We start from the raw sequence: 24,632 nt of genomic DNA, 5'->3' as shown, positions 1-24,632 counted from the left end.
TTCTTTTGTATACTTTTTAAAACAAAATAAATTAAAATAAATTCAATAACTTAAAACAATATCGAGCATAATAAAACCATTAAGAACAATATATAAACACTGCAAATGTCCATGTTTAAACACCTAAAAATAGGCTGTTTTGCCAATTTAAAGTAAGACTTTTAAGTCGTTCAAAAATAATGCTTGATCAAAGACCAATAAACCTGATAGTCTAAAAAGCATGAAGTTGAACATCACCAATATAGGAGCAGTGTTATGATTACATCTTCACAAAAACAAGGACTTGTAATGATCGCAGTAGTAGTCGGTTTGATGACACTGCCGTTGATGTACTAGTCAAAAAAACAATAAATAAAAAGGGACGCACTGCGTCCCTTTTTATTTATTACTTTTGTGCCCCCAGCGCTCAATACTTCAAGCCAACGCGAAGCTCATTCAGCTGTAACTCGCCTTCATCGTATTAGAAATGTTCCGCTAACATGTCCCAATGGACGTAGTAAAAAGCCAATGCTGCGAGTGTACTCAACACCATTAAAGACACGGCAACGCGCCAAATAAATCGTCCACTTCTCGGCGTAAGCTCTTTTTCACATTCATCGCAAGCCTGTATAAAGGCGCGGCGATCATCGAGCTTGTAATTATCTTCATGTACGGTTTTGTTGCGGATTGTCGCAATGAAACGTAGCTTAGCGATCACATCGTGAGGTAGGCGCTCTTCGCAACTGGTGATGAGCTGGTGAAGCCCTCGACCTTGGGCGTGATATTGAACTCTGAGTAAGTTTTCAAGTTTACGCGTCCTCAATACCACTTTTTCAATATCAGACATAGCTTTCCTCCATCCCATTGTTAGTCTAGGGGCTGTTGGTGGATTCCTCTATATCTACCCCGATTTAATTCCGACTGACAAGTCAATTTATGCAAATTAATCAACCACTAAGATAGAGGTCACACTCTCTGCATCAACAAACAAGTGACATGACTCGAAGTTTGACGCTTGAACCAGATATCACTCGCAAAGCACTGGACAGCTAACGGAATAAACTGAGGAAAAACATACAATAGCGACTCACTAAGGAGGTTGCTATGTCACTGTCTACTACCATGCCATTATCGATTTATTTGGCGATCGCGATGCTAATCGCCTTGGCTGCATGGGCCTGTAGCCGTCTATATCAGCAACATCAACAAGGGCGTAACGCGGTCGAAAAAACCGCTGACATTACGATACTGGATAAGCAAGCCATCGATTCGACATGCCAAAATGAACAGCAGGAATATTGGATTTGGGTTAAGAAAGGTCAGTTTGGGCCCAAACGTGAATTCCAAGTCGGTATTCACTATTTTCAGGCCCTAAACCCAGGCGATAGAGGCGTTTTGACTTATCGCGGCGATAAATTCGTACATTTTGCTTTAAAGCGTTAAGGCAACAACCAACTTGTTTTGGTACTGCGGCTCACCAGCCAGCTGACACACAGTGCTCCAGCGCCACTTAAAACCACCCACAATGGGATTACCCATACCGGATGTCCCTGATACCAACCATAAGCTTTCATTGGCCAGAGGAAAATCGGATGCAGTAGGTAGATACCTAAACTGTGTTTGCTGATAAAGCTGATAATGCGCTGGGTACGCTCAGAAAAAACATTACCAACATGTTTACAGCACATAAAGATCATGCTGGCGGCCAGCACCACGTTAATGGTTTTGTAAGAGAGCCAACGTCCAACGGTATAATGATCGGCTTCTATGCTGTTCATCACCACCATAAATACGGTCCACACCAGCGCTGCAGAACCTAACAAAATGAAAGTGGTAATGATCCAACCTTTAAGCGGCACCTTTTTATACAAAAGATAGCCAAGCGTTAAGTAGCCCGTATACAGCCACAATTCGTGGCTCCATGGCCCGTCAATACGAAATAGGTAACAGGCAGTTGTCACCAACCACACGGCCGTGAATGCGACAATCGCCGAAGTGTCGAGGCGCTGAACCATTAACTGCAAAAACGGCACCACGAAATAGAGAGGAATAAAGTAGTAGAAGAAACCGAGGTGGTAATAGGTCGCATGCTCAGGGCTATGCTTTAGCACCTCTTTACTCACTTCTGGGTCATAGCCCTGCGCTGTCCAGCCCGACAAATAAGCATAAAACAGCGACCACACTAAGAACGGGATCAACACTTTCCCAAGCCTGCGCCGAACATAGTAAGAGGCGTTGAATGGCCTGTCATCACTGAGCATCAACGCGCCCGAGATCAGAATAAACACTGGCACCGCCCAGCGCGTGACACTGTTGACGCTCACCGCAGTCACCCAGTGGTCGAATGGAATAACGCCCAAGCCATCTCGATAAGGTGCGAGAACGTGAATGGCAATCACCGCAACGGCCGCCACGCAGCGTAACAAGTCAAAAAACAGCACCCTTTCTCTCATATCACCTTATCCTTGTTGCAAATTCTCGGCGACTATAGCACGCACCAAAAACCCCTCTGTTAATTTTTAACAAGTTGTTTTACAAGCTATCGTCAGCGACAAAGGAAGAAAAGATCTTGAGTCCAGTTTGCGCTCATTTAAATGATAGTGCACTCAACTTCTCTCAATTGAGACACCGTCCGGAATCCAATTCGGTCTAGAATAAGGCTCCCTTCTCTGTGAGATGGGTTCGCCTTAATGTCCAGCAAGTCTGTGTTGATACGAAGGTTTTTCCCTTTTCGCTTTCGTGACTGAAGAGACTTTTGCTGACCAATTTGTTGCTCCATTTTCCTTACTTTTAGGAGCAATAAAAAGGCTGACTGCATTGCAGTCAGCCTATCTTTTTTACCCTTTGGATTAAGCCTCAGCTTGAGTGAGTTTGGGCAATTTCAGCGAAATCAGTGTGGTCGCAAGCAGCAACGCCACCGAAATCCATAAGCACCCCACCAGCCCATAAAGCTGAAAAATCCATCCTGAAAGCAAAGTCCCGATCAAGCGCCCCATCGCATTGGCCATATAATAAAAGCCGACATCCAATGACACACCGTCATCTTTGGCATAGCTGACAATCAGATAAGAGTGCAGTGATGAGTTCACCGCGAAGATGGCGCCAAACAGCATCAATCCGGCCACAATCACCAGTTGCGGTTGCCATTGCATTTGAACCGCATAGGCAATCGCGCCGCACACCAAGGTCAGTAAGCCAGCCCAGTAGAACGCTGCATGACCATCGGGAGTTCGTCCACTCGCCTTACCGGTAATCTTGGGCGCAAAACCTTGCACTACGCCATAAGCGATGATCCAGCACGCTAGAAAACCGCCAACCCAAAGATAATCCCAACCAAAAACACTGCCGAGATAAATCGGTAGTGCCACCACAAACCAGACATCACGCGCGCCGAACAAACACATACGTGCCGCCGACAGAATATTGATCGGCGGGGATTTGGAAAACAATTGTGAAAACTTTGGCTTAGATTTGGCTTTACCGATATCGCCATCAAGGCTAATCAGACTGCCAACAAACACGCAGCTCAATACCAGCGCCATCACCAGCATTGCGGCTTGAAAGCCAATCCACGACAGCAATAAACCGCCGATAAAGAAGCCGAGCCCTTTCAACGCATTTTTTGAACCTGTCAGCACCGCAACCCAGTGATAGAGGCGTCCTTGTTCACCACTTGGCACTAAGGTTTTAATTGCACTCTTAGCGCTCATCTTGTTGAGATCTTTGGCGATTCCCGATAACGCCTGCGCCGCCATCACCCAAGGTATGGTGAGCCATACATTCGGCAATGCCAGCATCAGCAGCGCCACGACTTGCATCGCCAAGCCAATATTCATGGTGCGATTGAGGCCAAGCCGCGCCCCGAGCCAACCGCCAATTAAATTGGTCACAACGCCAAAAAACTCGTAAAACAAGAACAGCGAAGCAACTTCCAGCGCGCTGTAACCAAGCTGGTGAAAATACAGCACCACCAGCATTCGCAGCGCACCATCGGTGATGGTGAAGTTCCAATAATTGAACGTCACCAACATATATTGCTTCACACTATGGCTTAGATTTGCCAGCATGTTTGACTCCCTCAACATGGTCTTAAGGCATTTGGATCATGGGTGCCCAAAAGCCCTTAACCCTGGTTGGCAACCTTTTGGATGTACTCAAGCTGTACTGGCTTGGTAAACGCACCGGGTCTTAACGCTTGTACTTCGGTGATGATGTTATCCAGTGACCAACCGAGCTCAAGCAGTAGGTGCGCAGCGAGCAATCCTGTGCGACCAGAGCCCCCCATACAGTGCAGCGCGACGTTTTGCTCGTTTTGTAGTGCTTGCTTTAATTGAGAGTTGAATGTCTGCCAAGTTGCCAAAAAAGCCTCATCCGGCGCGCAATCATCTTCAATGGGTGCATGAAACCAAGTAATACCGTGCTGCTTTGCCACTGCGCCGAGATCGGCAACGCCTTTCTCGTCCATTTCACAATCGCTGATTGCAGTCACTATCGTGCTTACGCCCTGCTTCGCCAGTTGCGTCATTGAAGCTTCAAGCGAGGCTTGTTTGGTACCTGGGCACGGCATTAATACCAAAGCGCCTGATTCTAAAGGTAATGTCCATGTTGGATGTAATTCGCTCATGCTAATCCCACCTTCTTCACTAGCTCTGCTGTGCGCGTGGCATAACCCATTTCGTTATCATACCAAGCATAAATTTTAACCATACGCGTTCCCACCACCATGGTTGATAGCGCGTCAACGATGGTTGAACGCTGGTCGCCGCGATAATCAATTGATACCAACGGACGCTCTTCAAAGCCAAGAATGCCTTTTAGTTCGCCTTGTGAAGCCTGCTTTAAAAGTTCATTGACTTCTTGCGCAGTGGTATCGCGTTTGACGTCAAAAATGATGTCGGTTAACGAAGCGTTAGCCAGTGGAACACGTACCGCATGGCCGTTAATTTTGCCTGCTAGCTCAGGGAAAATTTCGACAATCGCGGTCGCAGAGCCGGTTGTGGTTGGAATCAAGCTCATTCCGCATGCACGAGCACGACGCAAATCTTTATGTGGCGCATCCAAGATCGTTTGAGTATTGGTCAAATCATGAATGGTGGTAAACGAAGATTGCTCGATGCCCAATTTTTCGTGAATGACTTTAACCACTGGGGCGATACAGTTGGTGGTGCAGGATGCCGCAGTTACGATGCGATGCACGGCTGGGTCAAAAATTTCATCGTTCACCCCAACCACGATATTGGCGATACCCGGCTCTTTAACCGGCGCAGAAACCACCACACGTTTCACGCCTTGCTCAAGGTATTGATTAAGGAAACTGGTTTTACGGTGCACGCCAGTCGCTTCAATTACCACGTCGCAATCTGACCAATCCACCGCACTGATATCTTTTTGTTGAGTAGTATGAATTGCATGGCCGTTGATAACAATGTGCTCGCCTTGCGCCGTCACGCCATGATGCCAGCGCCCCTGCACGGAATCGAATTCCAACAGATGCGCCAAAGTGTTGGCATCACCAGCAACATCATTGATGCGTACAAATTCAATTTCCGGCCAATCAAACGCAGCACGCATAGCTAAACGTCCGATTCGACCAAACCCATTAATACCGACTTTAATCGCCATAAGTTTCCCTCAATATGTAAAAGTGGCAGAAATCATTGGCAGCACACGGGACGCTCGGCCATCGCATGCAGCCTTTCACTATCTTGTTGATATTCTTTAGTTAAGCAGTTTGACGCTACCAAGTTGTCGATCAGTAATTGCATCCATCCCGGCAGAGATTCAGCGAGACGATAAAATACCCACTGACCTTGACGAACATCGACCAGCACACCACTTGCGCGTAACTGAGCCAAGTGGCGCGATATCTTCGGCTGACTTTGCTCAAGGGCATGGGTCAGCTCTCCAACCGACAAGCATTGCTCTTTGACAATCAACAGCAAGCAGCGAACGCGCGTTTCGTCTGAAAGTAATTTGAAGAACTGATGGGGCAACATAAAAACATACTCATATATGGATATGCGTATATCATAGCGAAGTAAAACCGCATGGCAATCGGCAAACACGAAATGTCACAAAAGTTTAATAACAGGGATGGAAAGGAATGGAGCGCCATCTAACGGCGAAAGTTGTGGCTCCAATGTTGTGCTTCGGTGAGTTTTTTCAACACAATGTGGGTGGGTAATTTGAGTGATTGACAACCGCGGCTCACGCCTTGCCAATCACCGCGTTCAAAACACTCTTCGATCGATAATAAAGTACCAAGCGGCCCTTCTCGCGCCAATAACGCCGATTTAATTGTTTCGGTGAGTGGCAATTGACCGACCAACTGCTCCAACGACAGATCAAGCAGAGCATCAAGAATAGAAAACAGGCCAATGAGAAACGCTTGGTCGTGAAACTCACGAAATGGATTATCACGAGCCATCAGTAAGCAAAACTGGGCGCGCTGCAGCGATAAATCAAACAGTGCAGGCGGCTTAGTCGATGAGATATACGACGCAATCGCCAGTGACACAAAAGTCTTGAGTTTGTCTTGGCCTAAATAGACCAAAGCCTGACGAAAAGAAGAGATCGACACTTCAAGCCGATCTGACATCGCATTAACGAACTTAATCAACTGGTAGGAAACCGCGACATCTTTAGAAACGATGCTTTCTACTTTTTCGAAATCGACCACAGGTTTGCACACTTCTTGAAACAGCTCCATCACCACCATTTGCTCAGGGCTGAAATAGCGTTGCTTCACCAGTAGTGGCTTGCTAAAGAAAAAACCCTGAAAGAAGCTAAAACCTGCCGAGCGGGCGCGAACATATTCTTGCTCGGTTTCGATTTTCTCGGCCAGATATTTGCGCTTGCAACCTTGCCTAAGTCGGCGAGTCACAAATTCACAAGCGGCATCTAACCCCACTTGCTGAATATCAATCTTGATGATCTGCACCAAAGGCAGAAAACGCTCCCACTGCGGTGTATAAACAAAATCATCCAACGCCACGTGGTAGCCACGGTGATGTAATTCTTGCAGCGCCGCAAACAGCTCATCATTTGGCGGGCAACTTTCCAGCACTTCAACCACTATTTCTTTACGCGGCAAACTGAGCGGTAATCGGTTGAGTAGACTTTGGTATGGAAAATTAATAAAGCAGCGCGAACCGCGCATGGCTGGGTTGGTTCCAAGAGAGAGAAAATTTTCGACGATCAAACGGTATGTTGCACGGTTTGGGTCAATGTCGGCAGGGTAAGCGTTGTTCTCACCATTTCGAAATAGGATTTCGTAACCTAACGTTTGGCGCCGGGCGTTAAAAATAGGCTGCCGCGCCACATAGGTATCGTGCATACCTACACAAACCTCGTTTGTTGTGCGACATTGTTACACCGCTCAATACCCATAAAGTGTATATAAAACCGTCACTTGATGGAAAAGCGGTGGAGAAAGATCACAACTGTGTATTTATATAGAGTAATAAGGCGGCAGCTAATAAACAGGATTAAACCATAAGCGCTGCAATCGTGTTCAAAGGTTGATACCAGCATGCTGCTGCCAACCAAGCGGATAAACTAAAGAGTTAATTTTCAACTTGGTTGTGACCATATCGCATAACAAAAGTTCCTACGATTATCGCCAGTGACAAACAAAACGGCTGGTCGATCACGCCCTGCTATATGGTGTGGATTTTTGCTCGACTCTTGTCCATCAAACCCACATACTCTAGGCTGATGTTTTTTGTTACCCAATTAGTTTGTCTATGTCTGAACACCAATCACCATCTTTGCCTGCCTATACTCAAGAGGCACAATTTGCTGACGCCAGCTCCACGCACATTGCGCAGTTTTGGCAGCAACGCAGTGAAGGGATCGCCAAGTCATTCGATAGTACTAAACTCTATTGGGTCAAATTTACTCATCCACAGCACACCAAAGCATTGGTGATTGTGAACGGTCGAATTGAAAGTGCTTGGAAATACCAAGAGCTGTTTCACGATCTGTTTCAGCAAGGTTACGACATCTACTCTTATGACCATCGCGGCCAAGGGCTTTCCGGACGCTTAACCGACGATCCGCAAATCGGTCACATCAATGAATTTAACGATTATGTGCTCGATATGGAGCACATGGTTGAGCTGTTTGATCTGGATAAATACCCCACTCGCCACCTCGTGGCGCATTCGATGGGCGGCACCATTGCGACGCGTTATATCGAAACCCACCCGCAGCACCCGTTTACTGCCATGGCATTAAGTGCGCCGATGTTTGGTATTCACTTGCCTTGGTACCTCAGACCTGTGGCAGCTTTGATAAGCCAACTGTTGACCGCATTTAATCCTAAACCCGTCTATGCACCTGGACATCAAGCGTATTACCCCAAGCCATTCGAGGCTAATCCGCTCAGTCAGTGCCTGCCTCGTTATCAATGGTTTCGCCAGCTATATGAGAACAAACCCGAGCTAAAACTTGGCGGTCCAAGTACGCGCTGGGTGTGGCAATCACTGATGGCGGCCAAGCAGTCCATTCAACTGACTCGACAGATCAAAATCCCGCTGCTACTGATGCAAGCAGGCGAGGAAGCGATTGTGTCTAACGCCGCACAAATCAAATTTATTAAGAAGCTCGCGCGTACCAATCATAAATGTGGTTTTACCATCATTCATGGTGCACGCCATGAATTGTTGTTTGAACAAGACCAATACCGCAATCAAGCGCTGGATACCCTGCTGAGCTTTTTTAACCAACATTCGCAGTAAGATCTCAGTTGGGAAAATAGGAAATCACGATTGGCCTTTTTTACCCTCTTTTTCCTCATTCAATTGCAGTAAACTGAGCGCCAACCCAGATTTTGTTTTTTTGGGCTAAGACGCTCACTCACACAGAGGATGATATGACAGAAGTACGCAACCAGGGCCCTTTCCGTATTGTGGCCTCTGACCTTGATGGCACCCTACTCGCCCCTAACCACCAGCTAAGTGACTTCACCAAACAGACTCTTAAGCAGCTTCATCAGCAAGGCTATACCTTTATTTTTGCGACTGGACGCCACCATGTCGATGTCGCAGGCATTCGCGAACTCGCCGGTATTCCCGCTTATATGATCACTTCTAACGGCGCGCGCGTACACGACCAAAACGACAATTTGATGTACAGCAAAAACGTTCCAGAGCAGTTAGTTCAGCCGGTAATTGATGTCATTCATCAGCAAAACCCAGATATTTTCATTCACATGTACCGCAACGAAAACTGGTTGATTAACCGTGAAGATCAGGTACTGCGTGCATTTCATAATGAATCTGGTTTTAGCTACAAACTGTTTGAGCCAAACGCGGCACCCGTTGCGGGCATTGCCAAAGTGTTTTTCACTCATCCTGACAAAGATCACGAGTGTTTGGCGCGTTTTGAGCAGCAACTTAACCAACAATTTGGCGATCAGCTTAATGTGTCATTCTCAACACCATGGTGTTTGGAAGTGATGGCAGCCGATGTATCAAAAGGCGAAGCGCTCAACGCGGTGGCGAAATCGCTTGGTTTAGAGCTTGAGAACTGCATTGCGTTTGGCGATGGTATGAATGACAAAGAGATGCTAGAAATGGCAGGTAAAGGACTGATTATGGGCACCGCGCATGATCGCTTGATTCAAGCCTTGCCAGAGAATGAAGTGATTGGCAGTCACGCTGACGACGCCGTCGCGCACTATTTGGTTGACCACCTTCTGTAATTAACCGTCAAAGATCACCAAAGGCAGCTTAGGCTGCCTTTTGCTTATTGGTTGTCTTTATTCACAATCGCCTGCCACTCTTGCTCGCTGACTGGCATGATGGATAACCGATTACCTCGCCGCACCAGTGGCATTGACTCGAGTTCGGGCATGGCTTTCATTTCACCCAAGGTAATGATGCGACTCATGGTCGATACGTATTCGATATCCACCATCACCCAACGTGGATTTTCTGGCGTCGACTTGGCATCGTAGTAATCACTTTCGATATCAAATGCAAAATGATCGGGATACGCTTCTTTGACCACACGCGCAATGCCTGCCACTCCAACATGTTTGCATGATGAGTGGTAGATAAGCACGAGATCGCCTATTTTCACCTCATCTCGCAACATATTGCGCGCTTGATAGTTACGTACGCCTTCCCAGCACGCCGTACCACGCACGCGCAGTGTATGAATAGAAAACTCATCGGGTTCGGTTTTAAATAACCAATATGCCATAATACTCGCCATCTAATTCTGGAGTGGAAAGATATAACATGAAGGCACTAAGAAACCCAGCCACATTACTGGTCAGTTTTCTCCTGGTGGCATGCAGCACCACACCGACCAACCCACCAGCAAATCAATCTTTAGTCTCGCTTGATGACAGTGCCGTGCAAGCGCCCACTTTTGTGATGCGTGGCCAAGTGGTGTTAGGTCGAGAGTCGCAATCATTTATGCCCTGTGACAGCCAGCATCAGTATTGGCTCGATGTTTCAGACGATAAGCTGCGCCAGCTAAAACCGCTTATCACCGCGCCCTATGAACCGCTCTACACCGAATTAGTCGGTCACTTAGCAACACCAAGCCACACCGGGCTGGATGCCGATTTTACCGCGCGTTTTGTGGTGGATCATTTCAACTTTGTCAGCGCCGATAATCCTGAACTGTGCAGCCAACCAGCGAAATCAACTCGTGTTGTTGGCCAAGAGCCGTTCTGGTCACTCAAATTTGCCAAACAGCGAGTCACTCTGACCCAAGCCAATCAAAAGCCACAATTGATAACCAGAGAATCCACTCGCATCAGTCAAGATCAACGCTTTTATAAGCTTGATGACGGCTTTTTGCAGTTAGATAAACAAAGCTGCTCCGATGGTATGAGCGACAATCTCTACGGTTGGAGCGCCGAATTCAAACATAACGGTAAAACCTTGCATGGCTGCGCGGCAACCTCGAACTTTGACGCAACTCGCGCTTGGAGTTCCACCTATCAGGCACAGGCGACCGACAGTACTCACTTTACGGTAACTCTGACGCTCAATTCCGATCATTCGGCGACCACCACTTATGGTTACCAGAATGGTGACGCCGATACGGTTGAAAAAGGCTACTGGCAACAACTCAATGACCGTCAAGTTCAAGTCGTGATGACGCACCACCAGCGCCAATATCTACTCTCTGAACGCATCTTTACCCTCGACGCTGATAAGCTCATCGCGGATAAAGAAAAAGTCGGAACCGTGGTGTATGAGATAACCGACGGCGGTTTAACGCTGTTTAAAGCGCAGCAATAAGGATTAGTCGTGGCTTGCTCGATTTGCCAACTTAACCACAACTGCGTGTGCCAGCAGTTGCCCGATTTAAGCCACCTTCCGCTCCAACTGGCGCTGCTGCTGCATGAAAAAGAGTGGCAGCGCGAAACCAACACCGGACGCTGGCTCTCGCAAAGCCTGGCTAATTGTTCACAACATACCTGGCAGCGTTTAGATATCGACGCAGCGTTAGCCGAAAAAATGCATCGCCCCGATCTCAAACCATTTGTGCTGTTTCCCAGCGAGCAGAGTATGAGCGTGCATCAGGCACAGCTAAGCGCTGAACGAGACAATAAAACGCCGCTGTTGATCATTTTGGATGGTACTTGGCAGGAAGCGCAGAAGATGCAGCGTAAAAGCGCGTGGCTAAAAGCGTTGCCGCAAGTGCATTTGAATGTCACACAAGAATCAGACTACACTCTAAGGCGCAATCAGCAACCTGGGCATTTGTGCACTCTAGAAGTAGGGGCAGGATTGCTCGACGAGTTAGGCTACGCCGACTCAGGAACACAGCTTAGGGAGTTTTTACGCCACTATTTAGCCGTGTTTCAGGCTGACAAAAGCGGCCACCAATTCAGTCAATAATCGTGTCAAATCGATAATCACCTTAAACCAATGCCAGCAACTCATCCAAGCGTGCGATTTCGACATCGGGCAACACTCGCGCTTTATGGGCACTATGTAGCGTCAGGTCTTGATCGTTAAACCAACACGCCATCAAACCATTGTTTTTCGCGCCGAGAACATCGGTGCGCAAATGATCGCCAACATGCAAGATGTGCTGCGAAGCAATACCTAAATGCTGCTGCGCTTTGACAAATAAATCGGCTTCTGGTTTGGAGCGGCCATCTGGGCCAGCTTTTAGCACCACTTGAAAATACTCACTTAAGCCAATTCTATCTGGATCGACATTACCATTAGTAATGCCTACCAGCGGTAACTGCTTGGCAAGCTTCGCCATCACCACATGAGTTTGCTCTGGAACGCTAAAGTCACTGCGCATCTGCAGCACTCTCTCAATAGCTTGCTCGGCGACATCATTAGCCTTTTGCTCTCGATAACCTAACTGGATTAAACCTTGGCGAATTTGTTCAAAACGCCATTTGGTCACGTCGTGTTTAAGTTCTGGACGTTGAGTCACAAGCTCAACTTTAAGCTGCTGCCACCAGCTGGCTGATCGCGTTGCGGTGGCCGAATGTTCACTATGCAGCCACGCCGCAATATCACGTTCAAGTCGGCGAATCACCGGACGGTTGTCATACAAAGTATCGTCAAGATCAAACGTCATAGCCTGAATCGTATTTAGCTGGCGGTAAAACTGCATTAGTCGCTCCGTTTCTTTTTGGCTCTCGGGTGGGCTTGATCATACGCAGTGGCAAGATGTTGGAAGTCCAAATGGGTATAGATCTGCGTGGTGGAAATGTTTTCGTGCCCGAGCAACTCTTGCACCGCACGCAGGTTGTTGCTCGACTCCAGCATGTGGGTTGCAAATGAGTGGCGCAATTTGTGCGGGCTAATATGGCTAGCGACCGATTGCTTTTGCCCCCACTCGGCCATACGTTTTTGTACATTACGATGGGAAATGCGCACACCAAGCTTAGAGACAAACAGCGCTTTTTCGTCGGCATTGGCAAGTTCACCGCGCACTTTCAACCAATTGGTCACCCATTGCTTGGCTTGTCCGGCAAACGGTACTTTGCGCTCTTTATCACCCTTACCTACAACGCGAATCTCACCAGCAGATAAACTGATGTCGCGCACGTTGATACTGACCATTTCAGCCAGACGTAACCCTGCGCCATAAAGCAGTTCCATCATCGCGCGGTCACGAATCGAAAGCGGATCGTCATCGGTGACTTCAAGTAGTTGCCCAACTTCATCCACATCCAGATTTTTCGGCAGTGGGCGTTTTTTACGCGGTGCAGAAACCCCTTTGGCTGGGTTGGCCGTCATCTCTCCGCGCAGAATCAAAAAATCAAAAAAGCTGCGCAGCGATGAAAGACGAGTGGCAATGCTGCTCGGTTTCATACCTTCGCGCATGCCTTTACTGGCCAGTTGACGAACCCAAGAAGCATCCACTTGCGACCACTCTTTCAGCCCCAACGTCATCAACTGCAGCGCCATGGTTTCAAGTTGCTGCTTGTAGTTACGCTGGGTATGCAAGCTCAGCCCTTTTTCCGCTCTAAGGTATTCATAGAAACGTTCTAAAGGGCGACGTAAGCTGCTAGAGAGAGCGGGAAGAGAGTCGTTCATCGGCATCTTGCCAAGGCAGTGTAACAATCAGGTGCGACAGCACTAGTGCTAAGTGACGCAAAAACAGCGTATCCATGTGCGGCTGGAAATGACCGCCATCATCACTAGAAAACGCCAGCAGCCCCAAGGTTTTGCCTTTGTATAGGGGTAGCACAACGTAGGAGCCCATTTCCGGCGCTGAACTTGTCTCACCGAAAAGCGCATGACGATCGGCTTTACGCAAGCGACCTAAATAAGCGCTTTTGCCGTTAAGGTGATTGGTCGAAAAACGCTGATACGCTTCTTGGCTAAGAAGATAGTTATCATCTGGCGTATCCAGCAAACGCACGTAAGCGCTAAGATTTAAGTCTTTCGCCATCGCTTTGATCGCCGCAAATGCGGGAACCAGAGCCTCACACTTTAGGACTTGCTCTTGCAATGACATAAACTCGTGAAAAGTTTTATCGTTATTGGCAGCTAAAGACATCAACCCTGTGATGTCTTCTTCAAGCTCTTCGATCCGGCGACGTTGACGATTCATCTGTACCAAAGCAAGTGGCACCGCCCCTTGCTCTTGATGTGGCAACGACAAGCGATCAACTAACTCGCGACGATTGAGAAAAAAATCCGGGTGTTCCGCTAAATATTGGGCAACGATTTCCGCGGTTAGCGCGTCTGCTTCAATCTGCGACACTACATATTCCTATTGTGGTTATTTTATAATTAGCAGTTCAATTGACCATCAAAGACATGGGTTGCAGGTCCGGTCATCATCAGTGGTTTGCCTGGTCCTTTCCATTCAATCACCAGACTTCCTCCCGGCAGATGAACCTCTACTTTTTCATCGAGCAAGCCTTGCGAGATACCAATGGCCACAGCCGCACAAGCGCCGCTGCCACAGGCTTGAGTTTCTCCTGCGCCGCGTTCATAAACGCGCAGCTTAATTTCGCCTCGATTCACCACTTGCATAAAGCCCGCGTTGACGCGCTCAGGAAAGCGCTCATGTGATTCAAGAAGTGGCCCCAGGGTTTCGACCTCGGCAGTGGTCACATCATCAACCACAGTCACGACATGCGGATTACCCATGCTGACCGCACCGCAAAACAGCGTTTTGTCTTCTACACGCATGATGTAGGTTTTCTCAGCTTGTTTGGCGCGAAATGGAATCTTACTTGGCTCAAACTCAGGTTTACCCATGTTGACGGTAATCTGGTCATCCTCTTCGATATTGAGGATCATTTTGCCTTTCTTGGTACTGACCGCAATAGTGTATTTGTTGGTTAAGCCCTTCATTCTCACAAACCGGGCAAAACAACGAGCGCCATTACCGCACTGCTCCACTTCACTGCCATCGGCATTAAAAATGCGGTAATGGAAGTCGGTTTCAGGATCGTAAGGCGCTTCAACAATCAACAGCTGATCAAAGCCCACTCCGGTATGACGATCCGCCAAACGGCGGATCAAATCCGGTGAGAAAAAAATGTTCTGAGTAATGCAGTCAACGACCATAAAATCATTACCCAAACCATGCATTTTTGAAAAATGGAAATGCATAATATGCTGATTACTCCGGCAAAATATTTTCAAGTTCCCACAAACTTGGGAGTTCTTCACGACGACGAACTAAATGGCTTTGTTCACCATCCACCATGACTTCCGCCACGCGCGGACGAGTGTTGTAGTTTGATGACATCACAAAACCATAAGCACCAGCTGAGCGCACCGCAAGCAAGTCTCCTTCTTCCAAGCACAGATCACGATCTTTACCAAGGAAGTCACCGGTTTCACAAATAGGCCCCACTAAATCGTAGGTTTTCGCTTCACCCTGACGCGGAGCCACAGGAATGATCTCTTGCCATGCTTGGTAAAGCGCAGGACGCATTAAGTCATTCATCGCCGCATCAATAATGGCAAAGTTTTTATGCTCGGTATGTTTCAGGAACTCAACACGAGTTAATAGCACGCCCGCGTTGGCAGCAATGGCTCGACCCGGTTCAAACACCAACTCTAGGTCTTGATGGTTGTCTAAACGTGCCAATAGCGCTTTTGCGTATTCTGATGGCTGTGGTGGTAATTCATTACGATAAATCACACCAAGACCACCACCGACATCCAAGTGACGAATGTGCACGCCTTGTGCTTTAAGATCATCAATTAGCTTTAACAAACGATCGGTGGCATCGATAAATGGTGCGATATCGGTAAGCTGAGAACCAATGTGGCAATCAATACCATGGATCTCTAAATTAGAAAGGCTTTGCGCGAACTTATACACTTCTGGCGCACGTTCAAAAGCGATACCAAATTTGTTATCACGTAGGCCGGTTGAAATATAAGGGTGAGTATGGGCGTCAACATCAGGGTTAATGCGCAAAGAGATTGGCGCTTTAACGCCCATATCACCTGCAACTTTATTCAAGCGAACCAGCTCAGGTTCCGATTCAACATTGAAACATTTGATTCCCAATTCAAGCGCGCGGCGCATTTCCGCAGGCGTTTTACCCACGCCAGAAAAGACCACTTTCGCAGGGTCGCCACCTGCGGCAATCACTCGCTCCAGCTCACCGCCAGAAACGATGTCAAAGCCAGAACCAATGCGAGCTAACGCGTTAAGCACACCCAAGTTAGAGTTCGCTTTCACGGCATAACACACTAAATGAGGATGATCGCCGACCGATTTATCAAACGCGTGCCAATGACGCTCAAGCGTGGCACGTGAGTAAACGTAGAGAGGAGAGCCGTATTGCTCTGCTAAGCTGGTCAATGTGACGCCTTCAGCCCAAAGCTGACCATCGTCCTGATAGTTAAAGTAATCCAAAGTACGTTTCCTTAATGACTAATCGGTATTTGTGCTGTTCGTTGTTTCATTCTGTTGAGTATCTGCAGGCATGTAAAGCGGCCCTGTTTGACCACAGCCGGATAAACCCACCACAGAGAAGATAAATAGCGCTAATAAAGTCTTTTTCATTGGCCAATTCGTGATTATTCTTTCAATGCCCCCTATAATCGCACCACACTCAGGAAAAGCAATAGGACAGATAAGATGAACGAGACTGAATTTCATCAACTTGCCGATACACAAATGGAATTTATCGAAGAGATGATTGATGACTCTGGTGCTGACATCGATTATGAGGTGACAGGCAATGTGATGACTCTGGATTTTGAAGACCGTAGCCAAGTGATCATTAACCGCCAAGAGCCAATGAAAGAAATTTGGTTAGCGTCAAAATCTGGTGGCTTTCACTTTCAATATGTCGACCAACGCTGGATATGTTCCAAAACCGGGTTGGAGTTAATCGAGATGGTTAAGCAAGAGTGTGAGAAACACGCGAACGAAACCATTGATTGGGCATAAAAAAAGAGCACTGAATGTGCTCTTTTTTTATTGAATATTAAGTCTAAGCATTGGCCGCGCGGTTAAGCTTGTCATAAGAGGTAGCATCACTGCGATATGGCACCACATAGTCATCCCCTTCTTGCGGATGAATAATTTGATAATACTGCGGCAAGTTGAAGTTAATAAAGCTGTCTACCACGCCATCTTCACCACGCATCGATGTATAGAAACTGTTGACGCTGGCGATCATCTCATCTTTCTCACCACTGAATTGGTGGTAAACCTCAACCTGATTACTCTCATCGAGAACGTAGATGTTAAATCCGTGCTCAGAGTCTTCAAAGAAGAACTGAATCAAGCCTTCACTTGCAAAACCATCCACCACATCAGGCAGAGAGAAGTCTTGCTCTTTATCGAGCATCAGCAGCGGCGAACCTTTCAGCTTGTTGCTCGAGATACTGCGATAGAAATCGACAGAATTTTCCAGCTTTTGAACCGACACACCGCGTCGTTCAAAGAACAAGCCAAACATTTGTTGCCCCATGCGCATCGCTTTAAAGCGACGACGCTTAGTTTGCTCAACCGGTTTGAGGCGCAGTTCGATACATTCAGCCAGCAGTTGATACACCATATTACGCATTACACCACGCAGGTTTTTGCTGTAACAGAACACATCCACCGATTCCGGTGGTAGAGCATCTTGGTGCATTTTACCCAGCACGGTTTTCAGCGCATCGAGCATTGCGGTCTCGCCTCTAAAGTGCAGAGTACGCACTTCATGCCAAGAGTTTCGATATACTAAATCGACACTGCCTACCAGACATTTCTGCTCAGGGCCAAAGCTAAAGATGTCGATATTTTTCAAATCGACCTTGTGGGTTTTGTTGCCTAAGTCTGCCGTTGGGTCATTTTCGAAGTTGATAAACATCGCCAACTGGCTGATTTCACAAGGACTTGCAAGAGCCTGCATGGATGGACGACGCTTACGTAGCGAGAAGGTATTACGTAAGTCACTCACCATCTGATAGAACTTATCGATATCAAGATGGGCATCTCGCACCACTGAGTGCAGGTGAGTCGATTCGGTAATTAGGCCATTAAAAAACGCCCACGCGACCAGTTTGCTGAGGTATTCGTTATGCTCAAGCAGAGGCTGACCAATCAAACGGCGTGCTTCTAGTGGCTGTTTATAAAGATACCAGCCCGGTGGATTGCTACGTCCAGGCAAGACTTGAATAAAACTCAGGTCTGGTTCGTGTAAATCGGGAGAAATCTGCGGATTAAGCAGCGTGACTTTACCCGGCAGAACTTCGAATGCAGCGTACAGTTTACGCGCCAGAATGCTGATGTCCTGCGGACTGATCGCCGAGGTAATATCGTTACGGCGCGCAAATTGAATCAGGTTACGGTAGCTCAGCATCAACGCATCAAGCAACGAATGATGGACAATTTTAACTTGTTCAACTTTCCAGTTACGACGGTTATCGAGCTCTTTAAGTAGCGTACTGTCCCAGTTCCAGGTTTTTACCATCTCGGCAAGCGCAGCGCGTCGCCAAGCGACCGAGCCAACACCAGGTTGACGCGACAACTTTTCATGGGTTTTGAGGTAGAAGCAGCGACGAACAAGATCAAGACGAGTGTGATCGCCAATACGCTCAAGATAACGCGTTACTTTTTCAAGCATTAAGTAATAGGTATCCATGCCGTAGAGATCAGGCTCATGGGCAAAGAAACGACGTTTAGTGTCGATACTTAACAGTTGAGTATGCGGATATTCCCAAGAATAGGCTTCAAGCAAAATCGCTTTCAGTACTGATTTGTATGGTGAGTCGATACTTTTATATAGCTGCCATAAATTGGCGCCGAAGTATTCTTCAGCAGGAATTCGATTCAACTTACCAAAATCAATCCATTCACTACAATCGATGTGACCATCACGGCTCATATGGCCGATATATTCGTCGTAACACTCTTCCATTTCAGGTGGCACTATTTGCCACAACAAGCGTTTACCCGCAAGACGTACCGCAGAGCGATAAAATTCATCAAGCAGCAGTAAGTGCTGAGACGAACCACAGTTATCACCCGTCATCTCTTCAGAATGGTTGGTGCGAAAACGCTCCTCATCCATTAAGAAAAAATTGGCTTCAACCCCTTGGCTTTGGGCCCAATCGGTGATCAATAAACACTTATTTGTCAAAAGGCTACGTTCTTCCGCCTGCATTTCAGGGGAAACACATACCCAAATATCAAGATCACTAGAGGTACTTTGACCGATCGATGAGGTACTACCCATCGTATAAAGGCCTAAGATATGAGCACTTCGGCTAGTGGTTAACGGTTTACCGATAACCAATTCAGTATCATCAACAAATTGCTGCTGCACCGCATTGGGTTCAAAACCGCATATGCCGTGAGGAACAAATTCATCGTAATAACCGGGGATAACAGGATGGTTGTAATGAAGCAACGCAGGAATCAAATGGAATACACGTTGACTCTGCAAATCCATCAACGCCAGCGCGCGGTCAATACGCTGCTGGTTGAGATTATCAAGTCTCTGGATGATTGTCTTAGTGTAAGCCTGCAAGGTGAAGTCCTTGATTCAATCTTGTCTCTGCGTTCTGACATCAATGTCTGACACGCGCCTCAAAACGTGATCAATCTAACACTTTTATTTTGATTGGTAAAGATTTGAACGATCCGAATCAAAAATACGCGCCAAATAATTATTCTCTTTGATTTGCGGCATAGTTTGGTACGTAACCATCGATTCTAATAATAGACCATATTCTAAACGAGAACTTAATCACACTATTTCGAATCTTAGCCCGTATTCCTTCATCATTCATTCATCTCCACGATCTACCAGTAATACTTTCCCTTCGAGAATGTTAGGATTAATCTAATGTTTTCAGTGATAGACAGTATTAACAAGATGACCAAAGCAACACCCATTCGAATCGCAACACGTAAAAGCCCTCTCGCTTTATGGCAAGCCCACTATGTTAAAGACGCATTGCAAAGCGCGCACCCGGGTCTTGAAGTCGAACTCGTCACTATGGTGACTAAAGGTGATGTCATTCTCGATACACCATTGGCAAAAGTCGGTGGTAAAGGGCTGTTTGTCAAAGAATTAGAAGTGGCGATGCTCGAAGGTCGCGCCGATCTTGCCGTTCACTCAATGAAAGATGTTCCGGTCGATTTTCCTCAAGGTTTAGGCCTAGTCACCATTTGTGAACGTGAAGACCCACGCGATGCATTTGTTTCTAACCACTACACCAGTATCGATGCTCTGCCTCAAGGAGCAACCGTTGGTACATGCAGTTTACGCCGTCAAAGCCAACTGCAAGCATATCGCCCTGACCTTGTTATCAAAGAGCTACGAGGTAATGTCGGCACTCGGCTCGGAAAACTAGACGCTGGGGAATACGATGCCATCATTCTCGCAGCCGCAGGCTTGAAGCGTTTAGAGCTTGAACAACGTATCGCCAGCTTTATTGAACCGGAACAGTCACTTCCCGCCGTTGGACAAGGCGCGGTGGGTATTGAATGTCGTTTAGATGATGAACGTCTTATCGAGCTGCTTAAGCCTCTAGCACACCAAGACACCGCCGATCGCGTAATATGCGAGCGTGCGATGAACATTACTCTGCAAGGTGGTTGTCAGGTTCCAATCGGTAGCTACGCGGTATTAGAGGGTGACGATCTTTGGTTACGCGCTTTAGTGGGCGAACCTGATGGCTCTCATATCGTGCGCGGTGAAATACGTGGCCCGCGTAGCAACGCAGAATCTATGGGGGTCCAATTAGCGCAGCAGCTTCTCGATGATGGCGCCAAAGCGATATTGGACAAACTCTACCAAGATCACGAGTAATCACTTATGGCCGTGTTGGTAACTCGCCCTGAGAAACAAGGTCAAGCCTTATGCCAACAATTGATGGAAGCTGGTATCACTTGCTTCCATCACTCTTTACTCGACTTTCAACCCGGTTCGCAACTTCCCCAACTGGCAAATGAGCTTTCACGTTTCGATATTATCGTCGCAATCAGTCAGCAAGCCGTCGCATTCACCCAAGATTATCTATCTCAGCATCATATAAGCTGGCCGAAAAGCAGTGACTATCTTGCCATAGGTCATAAAACCGCATCAGAATTGAGCAGAGTCAGCGGACAAAAAGTAAACTATCCGCAAAATAGTGATAGTGAACATTTTCTTAAGCTCGCGCCTCTACAAGATATCAATAAAAAACAAATCGTTATTTTACGCGGAAATGGTGGACGTGAACTCATTTTTGACACACTCCTCGAGCGAGGTGCGATAGTAGAATACAGAGAAGTGTATCAACGGCAATATCGCGAATTTGATGCTGCTCTATTGATACCTCGATGGCAAAACAACCGAGTCGATACCGTGATTATTACCAGTAGCGGCCAATTAGGTTTTTTTGTCTCGAATATAGCCGCCGTTGATCCAACATGGCTTTACTCACTCAAGCTGATTGTGCCTAGCGCGCGAATCGCAGAGGAAGCGACAGCGATGGGCTTTCACTTTGTCACCAATACAGGCAGTGCAGCAAATCCCGATTTATTGGCTACTCTCCAGCCAAATATAGGACGATAATCCATGACAGATAAAAACAACAACGACTCAGAACAAACAAAGAAGCCGACTAATACTCCGGTAGTTGTCGAGCCTTCTGATACCAAAGCGTCAGTGAACGACAAAAAGGGCCAACCTGAAGCGGCCAAAGAAAAACAACAAGGCTCAAGCGATAACAAAAACTCCACCACAGCTAAAACAGCGACGAATCATCATGCACCAGCGCCAAAAGCCAAAGGTGGCAAAATGGCCGCGCTAGCCTTGCTGATTTCGATTGTGTTTGCAGGCGGCGTAACCTATTACGGCATGCAGAAAGATGCTCAATACCAAGCGCGTATTGCGGCGCTAGAATCACAGTTATCGCTGATTAAAAACGACGTCAATACTAAAGTCGATGATGCTAAGCAACAAGCGATCAGTAAAGCAACCGAAGTCACTAACCGAGTAGAAACCGTATTAGAGCAGCAGCAAAAAAGCATCAAGAGCCTACAAATTGCAGTTGCTGACGTAAAAGGCCGCCGACCAAATGATTGGTTACTTGCTGAAGCAGATTACTTGGTAAAACTCGCAGGACGTAAGCTATTTCTGGAACATGACGCGTTTAGCGCCACAAAGTTGATGCAAAGTGCGGATGTGCGTATCGCTGCGCTTAATGACCCATCTCTAGTGCCGTTAAGACAAGCGATGGCTAATGACATCACCAAATTGAAAAATGTTCCACTTATCGACCGCGATGGTTTAGTGCTGCGTTTAGTATCGCTACAGCAGCAAGTAGACGCACTGCCGCTCGCTAATGCTATTTTACCTGACGCCCCTCAGGTCAATGATGAAAAAGTCAGTGAAGAAATTTCAGACTGGCAAACCAACTTGATGACATCGCTGAAAGACTTCTCGGAAAACTTTATTACTTTCCGTACTCGCGATGGCAACGTGATTCCTTTGCTATCTCCAAAGCAAGATTTCTACCTACGTGAGAACCTAAAAGCTCAGCTTCAAACCGCAATTAAAGGCGTGTATGACGAGCAACAAGACATTTACAACATCGCACTTAAAACCGCTAAACAGTGGTCAACGAACTATCTCAATCAAGATGACACCAAAGTCGCGGAGTTTAATAAGACACTGTCATTACTGCAAAAAGCCAAGATCAGTGTTGAGTACCCAGTTAAACTCGAAACACAAAAACAGTTAAGTGATGTAATTAATGAGCGTTTACGCCGCGAAGTCACAACGCTGACTACGGAGGAAAAATAATGTTTCGTCTTATTTTTCTATTCGTCGTATTGGGCGCTGGCTTATTTGTCGGCACACAATATGCGGGTCAACAAGGCTATGTACTGATTTCGATTGCGGATAAAACCATCGAAATGAGTGTCACCACCTTAGTGATCTTTGTCATCGCCGCTCTTGCGATCTTATTTGGCTTAGAATACGTATTGAAAAAAGCCGCCCACGCCAGTTCAAGAACCTGGAATTGGTTTGGTGTCCGAAAGCAGCGCCGCTCTCGTCGTCTTACCAATGAAGGTATTATCAAGCTAATGGAAGGCGACTATAAGCAGGCTGAGAAAAAAGTCACCAGTTGGTCAAAACATCATGATATGCCTTTACTGTGTTACTTAGTTGCGTCGGAAGCAGCAGCAAGCCAAGGAAAAACCGATCAGCGTGATCATTACTTGGCTCTTGCGGCAGAGCAGCAAGACTCACATCTTGTGGTTGAGTTAACTCGCGCACGTCAGTACATTCGCCAAAGAGAATTCGACCGAGCGCTGAATACTTTAGATGCGCTCAGCGGTGATTATCCAACTAACCATATGCTGCTTTCGTCACTAAAAACGGTATATATAGAGTTAGAACGTTGGGAAGCGCTGATTAGCCTACTGCCAAGACTGTTAAAAGAGAAATGCATTAACGAAGCGCAATATGAAGCATTAACGATTCAAGCGCAGTGCGGTGCCCTTAAACAAGTCGCAGCCAAGCGTGGTGCGGAGGGCGTGATTGAGCATTGGGATCATCTCAGCAAAAAGCTTAAAACCGACCAGACATTAACTGCCTGTTTTGCCGAACAGTTGATTGCCCGTCAGGCCGATAATGAAGCCTTCACGCTAATTAAAGAGACGCTTAAGAAACACCCAAATCATACCGAGCTATACAGCCTTATTGCCAAACTCAATTTGGCTGATGGCCATCCGGCGGTCACTTTCCTCTCTGATGCGTTAAAGCGTGATGGTCAAAATGCCGAAGCCCACAGTGCATTAGCACAACTTTATATGCACGATAAAAAATGGCCACAAGCACAGCAGCACTTAGAACACGCATTGAAGATTCGCTCTAGCGTGTCTGATTACGCTTTGCTTGCCGATGCGCTCGGTAAACAAAACATGACCAAAGCAGCACATGAAGTCTCGCAAAAAGCGCTCACATTAGTTCGCTAATTGTTGAAGTATTACCTGAGTAAAAGTCGGCTTTCATGCCGACTTTTTATGTCCGCAATTCTAGCTAAGATATTCAAGCATCAAGATAACTAGCGCAAGCGATGGTATCGAGAAGTAGGATTTAATGTCTAATAAGAGTTGTCTAGTGAAGTAGTAGCGACTCACAGCATTTCGAGCGAGAACAGGCACCTAATCAAAGGCTTAGTATAAGTAGCGGAGCAGTTGGACAGGCATTCCAGCGGGACTCTACTAATACTTTGTTTTGGCGCGTTACCTTCGGCGTGACAGGCCGCTTTTCTTTCAAGGTAAATAAGCTAGCCCATAGAATTACTGCTTCTGCATTGCTAACCCTTCAACACACGTAAAAAACTCCAGTCTTTCAGTGGGGACACCTAGTCTGAGGCTTAGTATAAGTGGCGGAGCGGTTGGACTGGCAATCCAGCGGAACTCGAACCCTCGAATGCCTACGGCAGCGTGGCAGGCCGCTTTTCTTTCAAGGTCAATAAGCTAACCTACTGAACTATCGCTCAGCATGCTTCGCTTGCTCCAGACATAAAAAAGCCCCAGTCTTTCGACTGAGGCTTAGTATAAGTGGCGGAATGGCCGGGCTTGCGTTCAAGCGGGACTCATTCGACCGAAGGTCGAACCTTCAAATAAGTGGCGGAGCGGACGGGACTCGAACCCGCGACCCCCGGCGTGACAGGCCGGTATTCTAACCAACTGAACTACCGCTCCACTAAATTGGGTCTCTAAATAAAGTCTTA

25 protein-coding genes and 1 tRNA gene are annotated in these 24,632 nt (G+C 47.0%); 10 read left to right on the top strand and 16 right to left on the bottom strand.

Features of this window, described 5'->3' with window-relative positions:
• Nucleotides 1-460 precede the first annotated feature (460 nt).
• A complete protein-coding gene (locus BLS03_RS21165; protein ID WP_093278639.1) occupies nucleotides 461-826 on the bottom strand; it encodes a DUF4145 domain-containing protein in 366 nt (121 codons plus the stop codon).
• A 275-nt stretch (nucleotides 827-1,101) separates the two neighbouring features.
• Here BLS03_RS21165 and BLS03_RS21160 point away from each other — a divergent pair, with 275 nt between their 5' ends.
• On the top strand, nucleotides 1,102-1,422 hold the full coding sequence (locus BLS03_RS21160) for a DUF2500 domain-containing protein (protein ID WP_093278728.1): 321 nt from the start codon (nucleotides 1,102-1,104) through the stop codon (nucleotides 1,420-1,422).
• Here the strand turns inward: BLS03_RS21160 and BLS03_RS21155 are convergent.
• The 6 genes from BLS03_RS21155 to BLS03_RS21125 all read right to left on the bottom strand — a co-directional run bounded on the left by BLS03_RS21155 (nucleotide 1,419) and on the right by BLS03_RS21125 (nucleotide 7,315).
• Nucleotides 1,419-2,432, bottom strand: a complete 1,014-nt coding sequence (locus BLS03_RS21155; protein WP_093278637.1) for an acyltransferase — start codon at nucleotides 2,430-2,432, stop codon at nucleotides 1,419-1,421. The genes BLS03_RS21160 and BLS03_RS21155 overlap by 4 nt on opposite strands.
• 396 nt (nucleotides 2,433-2,828) lie before the next feature.
• Nucleotides 2,829-4,046, bottom strand: a complete 1,218-nt coding sequence (arsJ, locus tag BLS03_RS21145) for an organoarsenical effux MFS transporter ArsJ (protein WP_093278633.1) — start codon at nucleotides 4,044-4,046, stop codon at nucleotides 2,829-2,831.
• A 56-nt stretch (nucleotides 4,047-4,102) separates the two neighbouring features.
• Nucleotides 4,103-4,603 (bottom strand): cyclin-dependent kinase inhibitor 3 family protein, encoded by a 501-nt coding sequence (locus BLS03_RS21140; RefSeq protein ID WP_093278631.1) that lies wholly within the window; start codon nucleotides 4,601-4,603, stop codon nucleotides 4,103-4,105.
• A complete protein-coding gene (locus tag BLS03_RS21135) occupies nucleotides 4,600-5,601 on the bottom strand; it encodes an ArsJ-associated glyceraldehyde-3-phosphate dehydrogenase (protein ID WP_093278629.1) in 1,002 nt (333 codons plus the stop codon). The genes BLS03_RS21140 and BLS03_RS21135 overlap by 4 nt, the downstream gene beginning before the upstream one ends.
• Before the next feature lie 32 nt (nucleotides 5,602-5,633).
• The gene (locus BLS03_RS21130; RefSeq protein ID WP_093278627.1) at nucleotides 5,634-5,975 is read right to left on the bottom strand and encodes a metalloregulator ArsR/SmtB family transcription factor; all 342 of its coding nucleotides are present in this window, start codon (nucleotides 5,973-5,975) and stop codon (nucleotides 5,634-5,636) included.
• 119 nt (nucleotides 5,976-6,094) lie between these two features.
• Nucleotides 6,095-7,315 (bottom strand): EAL and HDOD domain-containing protein, encoded by a 1,221-nt coding sequence (locus BLS03_RS21125; protein WP_093278625.1) that lies wholly within the window; start codon nucleotides 7,313-7,315, stop codon nucleotides 6,095-6,097.
• 409 nt (nucleotides 7,316-7,724) lie between these two features.
• Between BLS03_RS21125 and BLS03_RS21120 the strand changes: the two genes are divergently transcribed.
• Nucleotides 7,725-8,720, top strand: coding sequence for an alpha/beta fold hydrolase (locus BLS03_RS21120; protein ID WP_093278623.1), 996 nt, complete (start codon nucleotides 7,725-7,727; stop codon nucleotides 8,718-8,720).
• A 134-nt stretch (nucleotides 8,721-8,854) separates the two neighbouring features.
• Nucleotides 8,855-9,685: a Cof-type HAD-IIB family hydrolase gene (locus tag BLS03_RS21115; protein WP_093278621.1), complete on the top strand. Its 831-nt coding sequence runs from the start codon at nucleotides 8,855-8,857 to the stop codon at nucleotides 9,683-9,685.
• Between the two features lie 44 nt (nucleotides 9,686-9,729).
• On the opposite strand, the gene BLS03_RS21110 is transcribed toward BLS03_RS21115, so the two are convergent.
• The gene (locus tag BLS03_RS21110; protein WP_093278619.1) at nucleotides 9,730-10,188 is read right to left on the bottom strand and encodes an EVE domain-containing protein; all 459 of its coding nucleotides are present in this window, start codon (nucleotides 10,186-10,188) and stop codon (nucleotides 9,730-9,732) included.
• A 38-nt stretch (nucleotides 10,189-10,226) separates the two neighbouring features.
• Here BLS03_RS21110 and BLS03_RS21105 point away from each other — a divergent pair, with 38 nt between their 5' ends.
• Together BLS03_RS21105 and BLS03_RS21100 are read left to right on the top strand one after the other, a co-directional pair.
• The gene (locus tag BLS03_RS21105) at nucleotides 10,227-11,243 is read left to right on the top strand and encodes a COG3650 family protein (protein ID WP_093278617.1); all 1,017 of its coding nucleotides are present in this window, start codon (nucleotides 10,227-10,229) and stop codon (nucleotides 11,241-11,243) included.
• Between the two features lie 9 nt (nucleotides 11,244-11,252).
• A complete protein-coding gene (locus BLS03_RS21100) occupies nucleotides 11,253-11,846 on the top strand; it encodes a tRNA-uridine aminocarboxypropyltransferase (protein ID WP_093278615.1) in 594 nt (197 codons plus the stop codon).
• Nucleotides 11,847-11,868: 22 nt separating this feature from the next.
• Here BLS03_RS21100 and yigB read toward each other — a convergent pair whose 3' ends face one another.
• Genes yigB through lptM form a run of 6 tightly spaced genes read right to left on the bottom strand, consistent with a single transcriptional unit; the run spans nucleotide 11,869 to nucleotide 16,461 of the window.
• Entirely contained in the window at nucleotides 11,869-12,585 is a 717-nt protein-coding gene (gene yigB, locus BLS03_RS21095) for a 5-amino-6-(5-phospho-D-ribitylamino)uracil phosphatase YigB (protein ID WP_093278613.1), read from the bottom strand.
• On the bottom strand, nucleotides 12,585-13,514 hold the full coding sequence (gene xerC / locus BLS03_RS21090) for a tyrosine recombinase XerC (RefSeq protein WP_093278611.1): 930 nt from the start codon (nucleotides 13,512-13,514) through the stop codon (nucleotides 12,585-12,587). Before xerC ends, yigB begins: the two co-directional genes overlap by 1 nt.
• A complete protein-coding gene (locus tag BLS03_RS21085; RefSeq protein ID WP_093278609.1) occupies nucleotides 13,486-14,187 on the bottom strand; it encodes a DUF484 family protein in 702 nt (233 codons plus the stop codon). The genes xerC and BLS03_RS21085 overlap by 29 nt, the downstream gene beginning before the upstream one ends.
• Before the next feature lie 29 nt (nucleotides 14,188-14,216).
• Nucleotides 14,217-15,047: a diaminopimelate epimerase gene (gene dapF / locus BLS03_RS21080; RefSeq protein ID WP_093278607.1), complete on the bottom strand. Its 831-nt coding sequence runs from the start codon at nucleotides 15,045-15,047 to the stop codon at nucleotides 14,217-14,219.
• A 10-nt stretch (nucleotides 15,048-15,057) separates the two neighbouring features.
• A complete protein-coding gene (gene lysA / locus BLS03_RS21075) occupies nucleotides 15,058-16,311 on the bottom strand; it encodes a diaminopimelate decarboxylase (RefSeq protein WP_093278605.1) in 1,254 nt (417 codons plus the stop codon).
• Between the two features lie 18 nt (nucleotides 16,312-16,329).
• Entirely contained in the window at nucleotides 16,330-16,461 is a 132-nt protein-coding gene (lptM, locus tag BLS03_RS26240; protein ID WP_425445124.1) for an LPS translocon maturation chaperone LptM, read from the bottom strand.
• A 75-nt stretch (nucleotides 16,462-16,536) separates the two neighbouring features.
• Here lptM and cyaY point away from each other — a divergent pair, with 75 nt between their 5' ends.
• Nucleotides 16,537-16,851 carry an iron donor protein CyaY gene (cyaY, locus tag BLS03_RS21065; protein ID WP_093278601.1) on the top strand — a complete coding sequence of 105 codons (315 nt, stop codon included), beginning with the start codon at nucleotides 16,537-16,539 and terminating at the stop codon, nucleotides 16,849-16,851.
• A gap of 43 nt (nucleotides 16,852-16,894) precedes the next feature.
• Here the strand turns inward: cyaY and BLS03_RS21060 are convergent, their stop codons facing one another.
• Nucleotides 16,895-19,423, bottom strand: coding sequence for a class I adenylate cyclase (locus BLS03_RS21060; protein ID WP_093278600.1), 2,529 nt, complete (start codon nucleotides 19,421-19,423; stop codon nucleotides 16,895-16,897).
• Between the two features lie 348 nt (nucleotides 19,424-19,771).
• Between BLS03_RS21060 and hemC the strand changes: the two genes are divergently transcribed.
• Genes hemC through BLS03_RS21040 form a run of 4 tightly spaced genes read left to right on the top strand, consistent with a single transcriptional unit; the run spans nucleotide 19,772 to nucleotide 23,868 of the window.
• Nucleotides 19,772-20,710: a hydroxymethylbilane synthase gene (hemC, locus tag BLS03_RS21055; protein ID WP_093278727.1), complete on the top strand. Its 939-nt coding sequence runs from the start codon at nucleotides 19,772-19,774 to the stop codon at nucleotides 20,708-20,710.
• Between the two features lie 6 nt (nucleotides 20,711-20,716).
• Entirely contained in the window at nucleotides 20,717-21,457 is a 741-nt protein-coding gene (locus BLS03_RS21050; RefSeq protein ID WP_093278598.1) for a uroporphyrinogen-III synthase, read from the top strand.
• A 3-nt stretch (nucleotides 21,458-21,460) separates the two neighbouring features.
• Nucleotides 21,461-22,690: a uroporphyrinogen-III C-methyltransferase gene (locus tag BLS03_RS21045; protein WP_093278596.1), complete on the top strand. Its 1,230-nt coding sequence runs from the start codon at nucleotides 21,461-21,463 to the stop codon at nucleotides 22,688-22,690.
• Complete coding sequence (locus BLS03_RS21040; protein ID WP_093278594.1) at nucleotides 22,690-23,868, top strand: heme biosynthesis protein HemY; 1,179 nt, start codon at nucleotides 22,690-22,692, stop codon at nucleotides 23,866-23,868. Before BLS03_RS21045 ends, BLS03_RS21040 begins: the two co-directional genes overlap by 1 nt.
• Before the next feature lie 658 nt (nucleotides 23,869-24,526).
• On the opposite strand, the gene BLS03_RS21035 is transcribed toward BLS03_RS21040, so the two are convergent.
• Nucleotides 24,527-24,603 (bottom strand) — tRNA-Asp (locus BLS03_RS21035).
• Between the last annotated feature and the right edge of the window lie 29 nt (nucleotides 24,604-24,632).

Source organism: Vibrio xiamenensis (genome assembly GCF_900100015.1).
GTDB classification, from domain to species: Bacteria; Pseudomonadota; Gammaproteobacteria; order Enterobacterales; family Vibrionaceae; genus Vibrio; species Vibrio xiamenensis.
The sequence above is the reverse complement of the archived record's forward strand: the minus strand, read 5'-3'. Positions and strand labels throughout refer to the sequence as shown.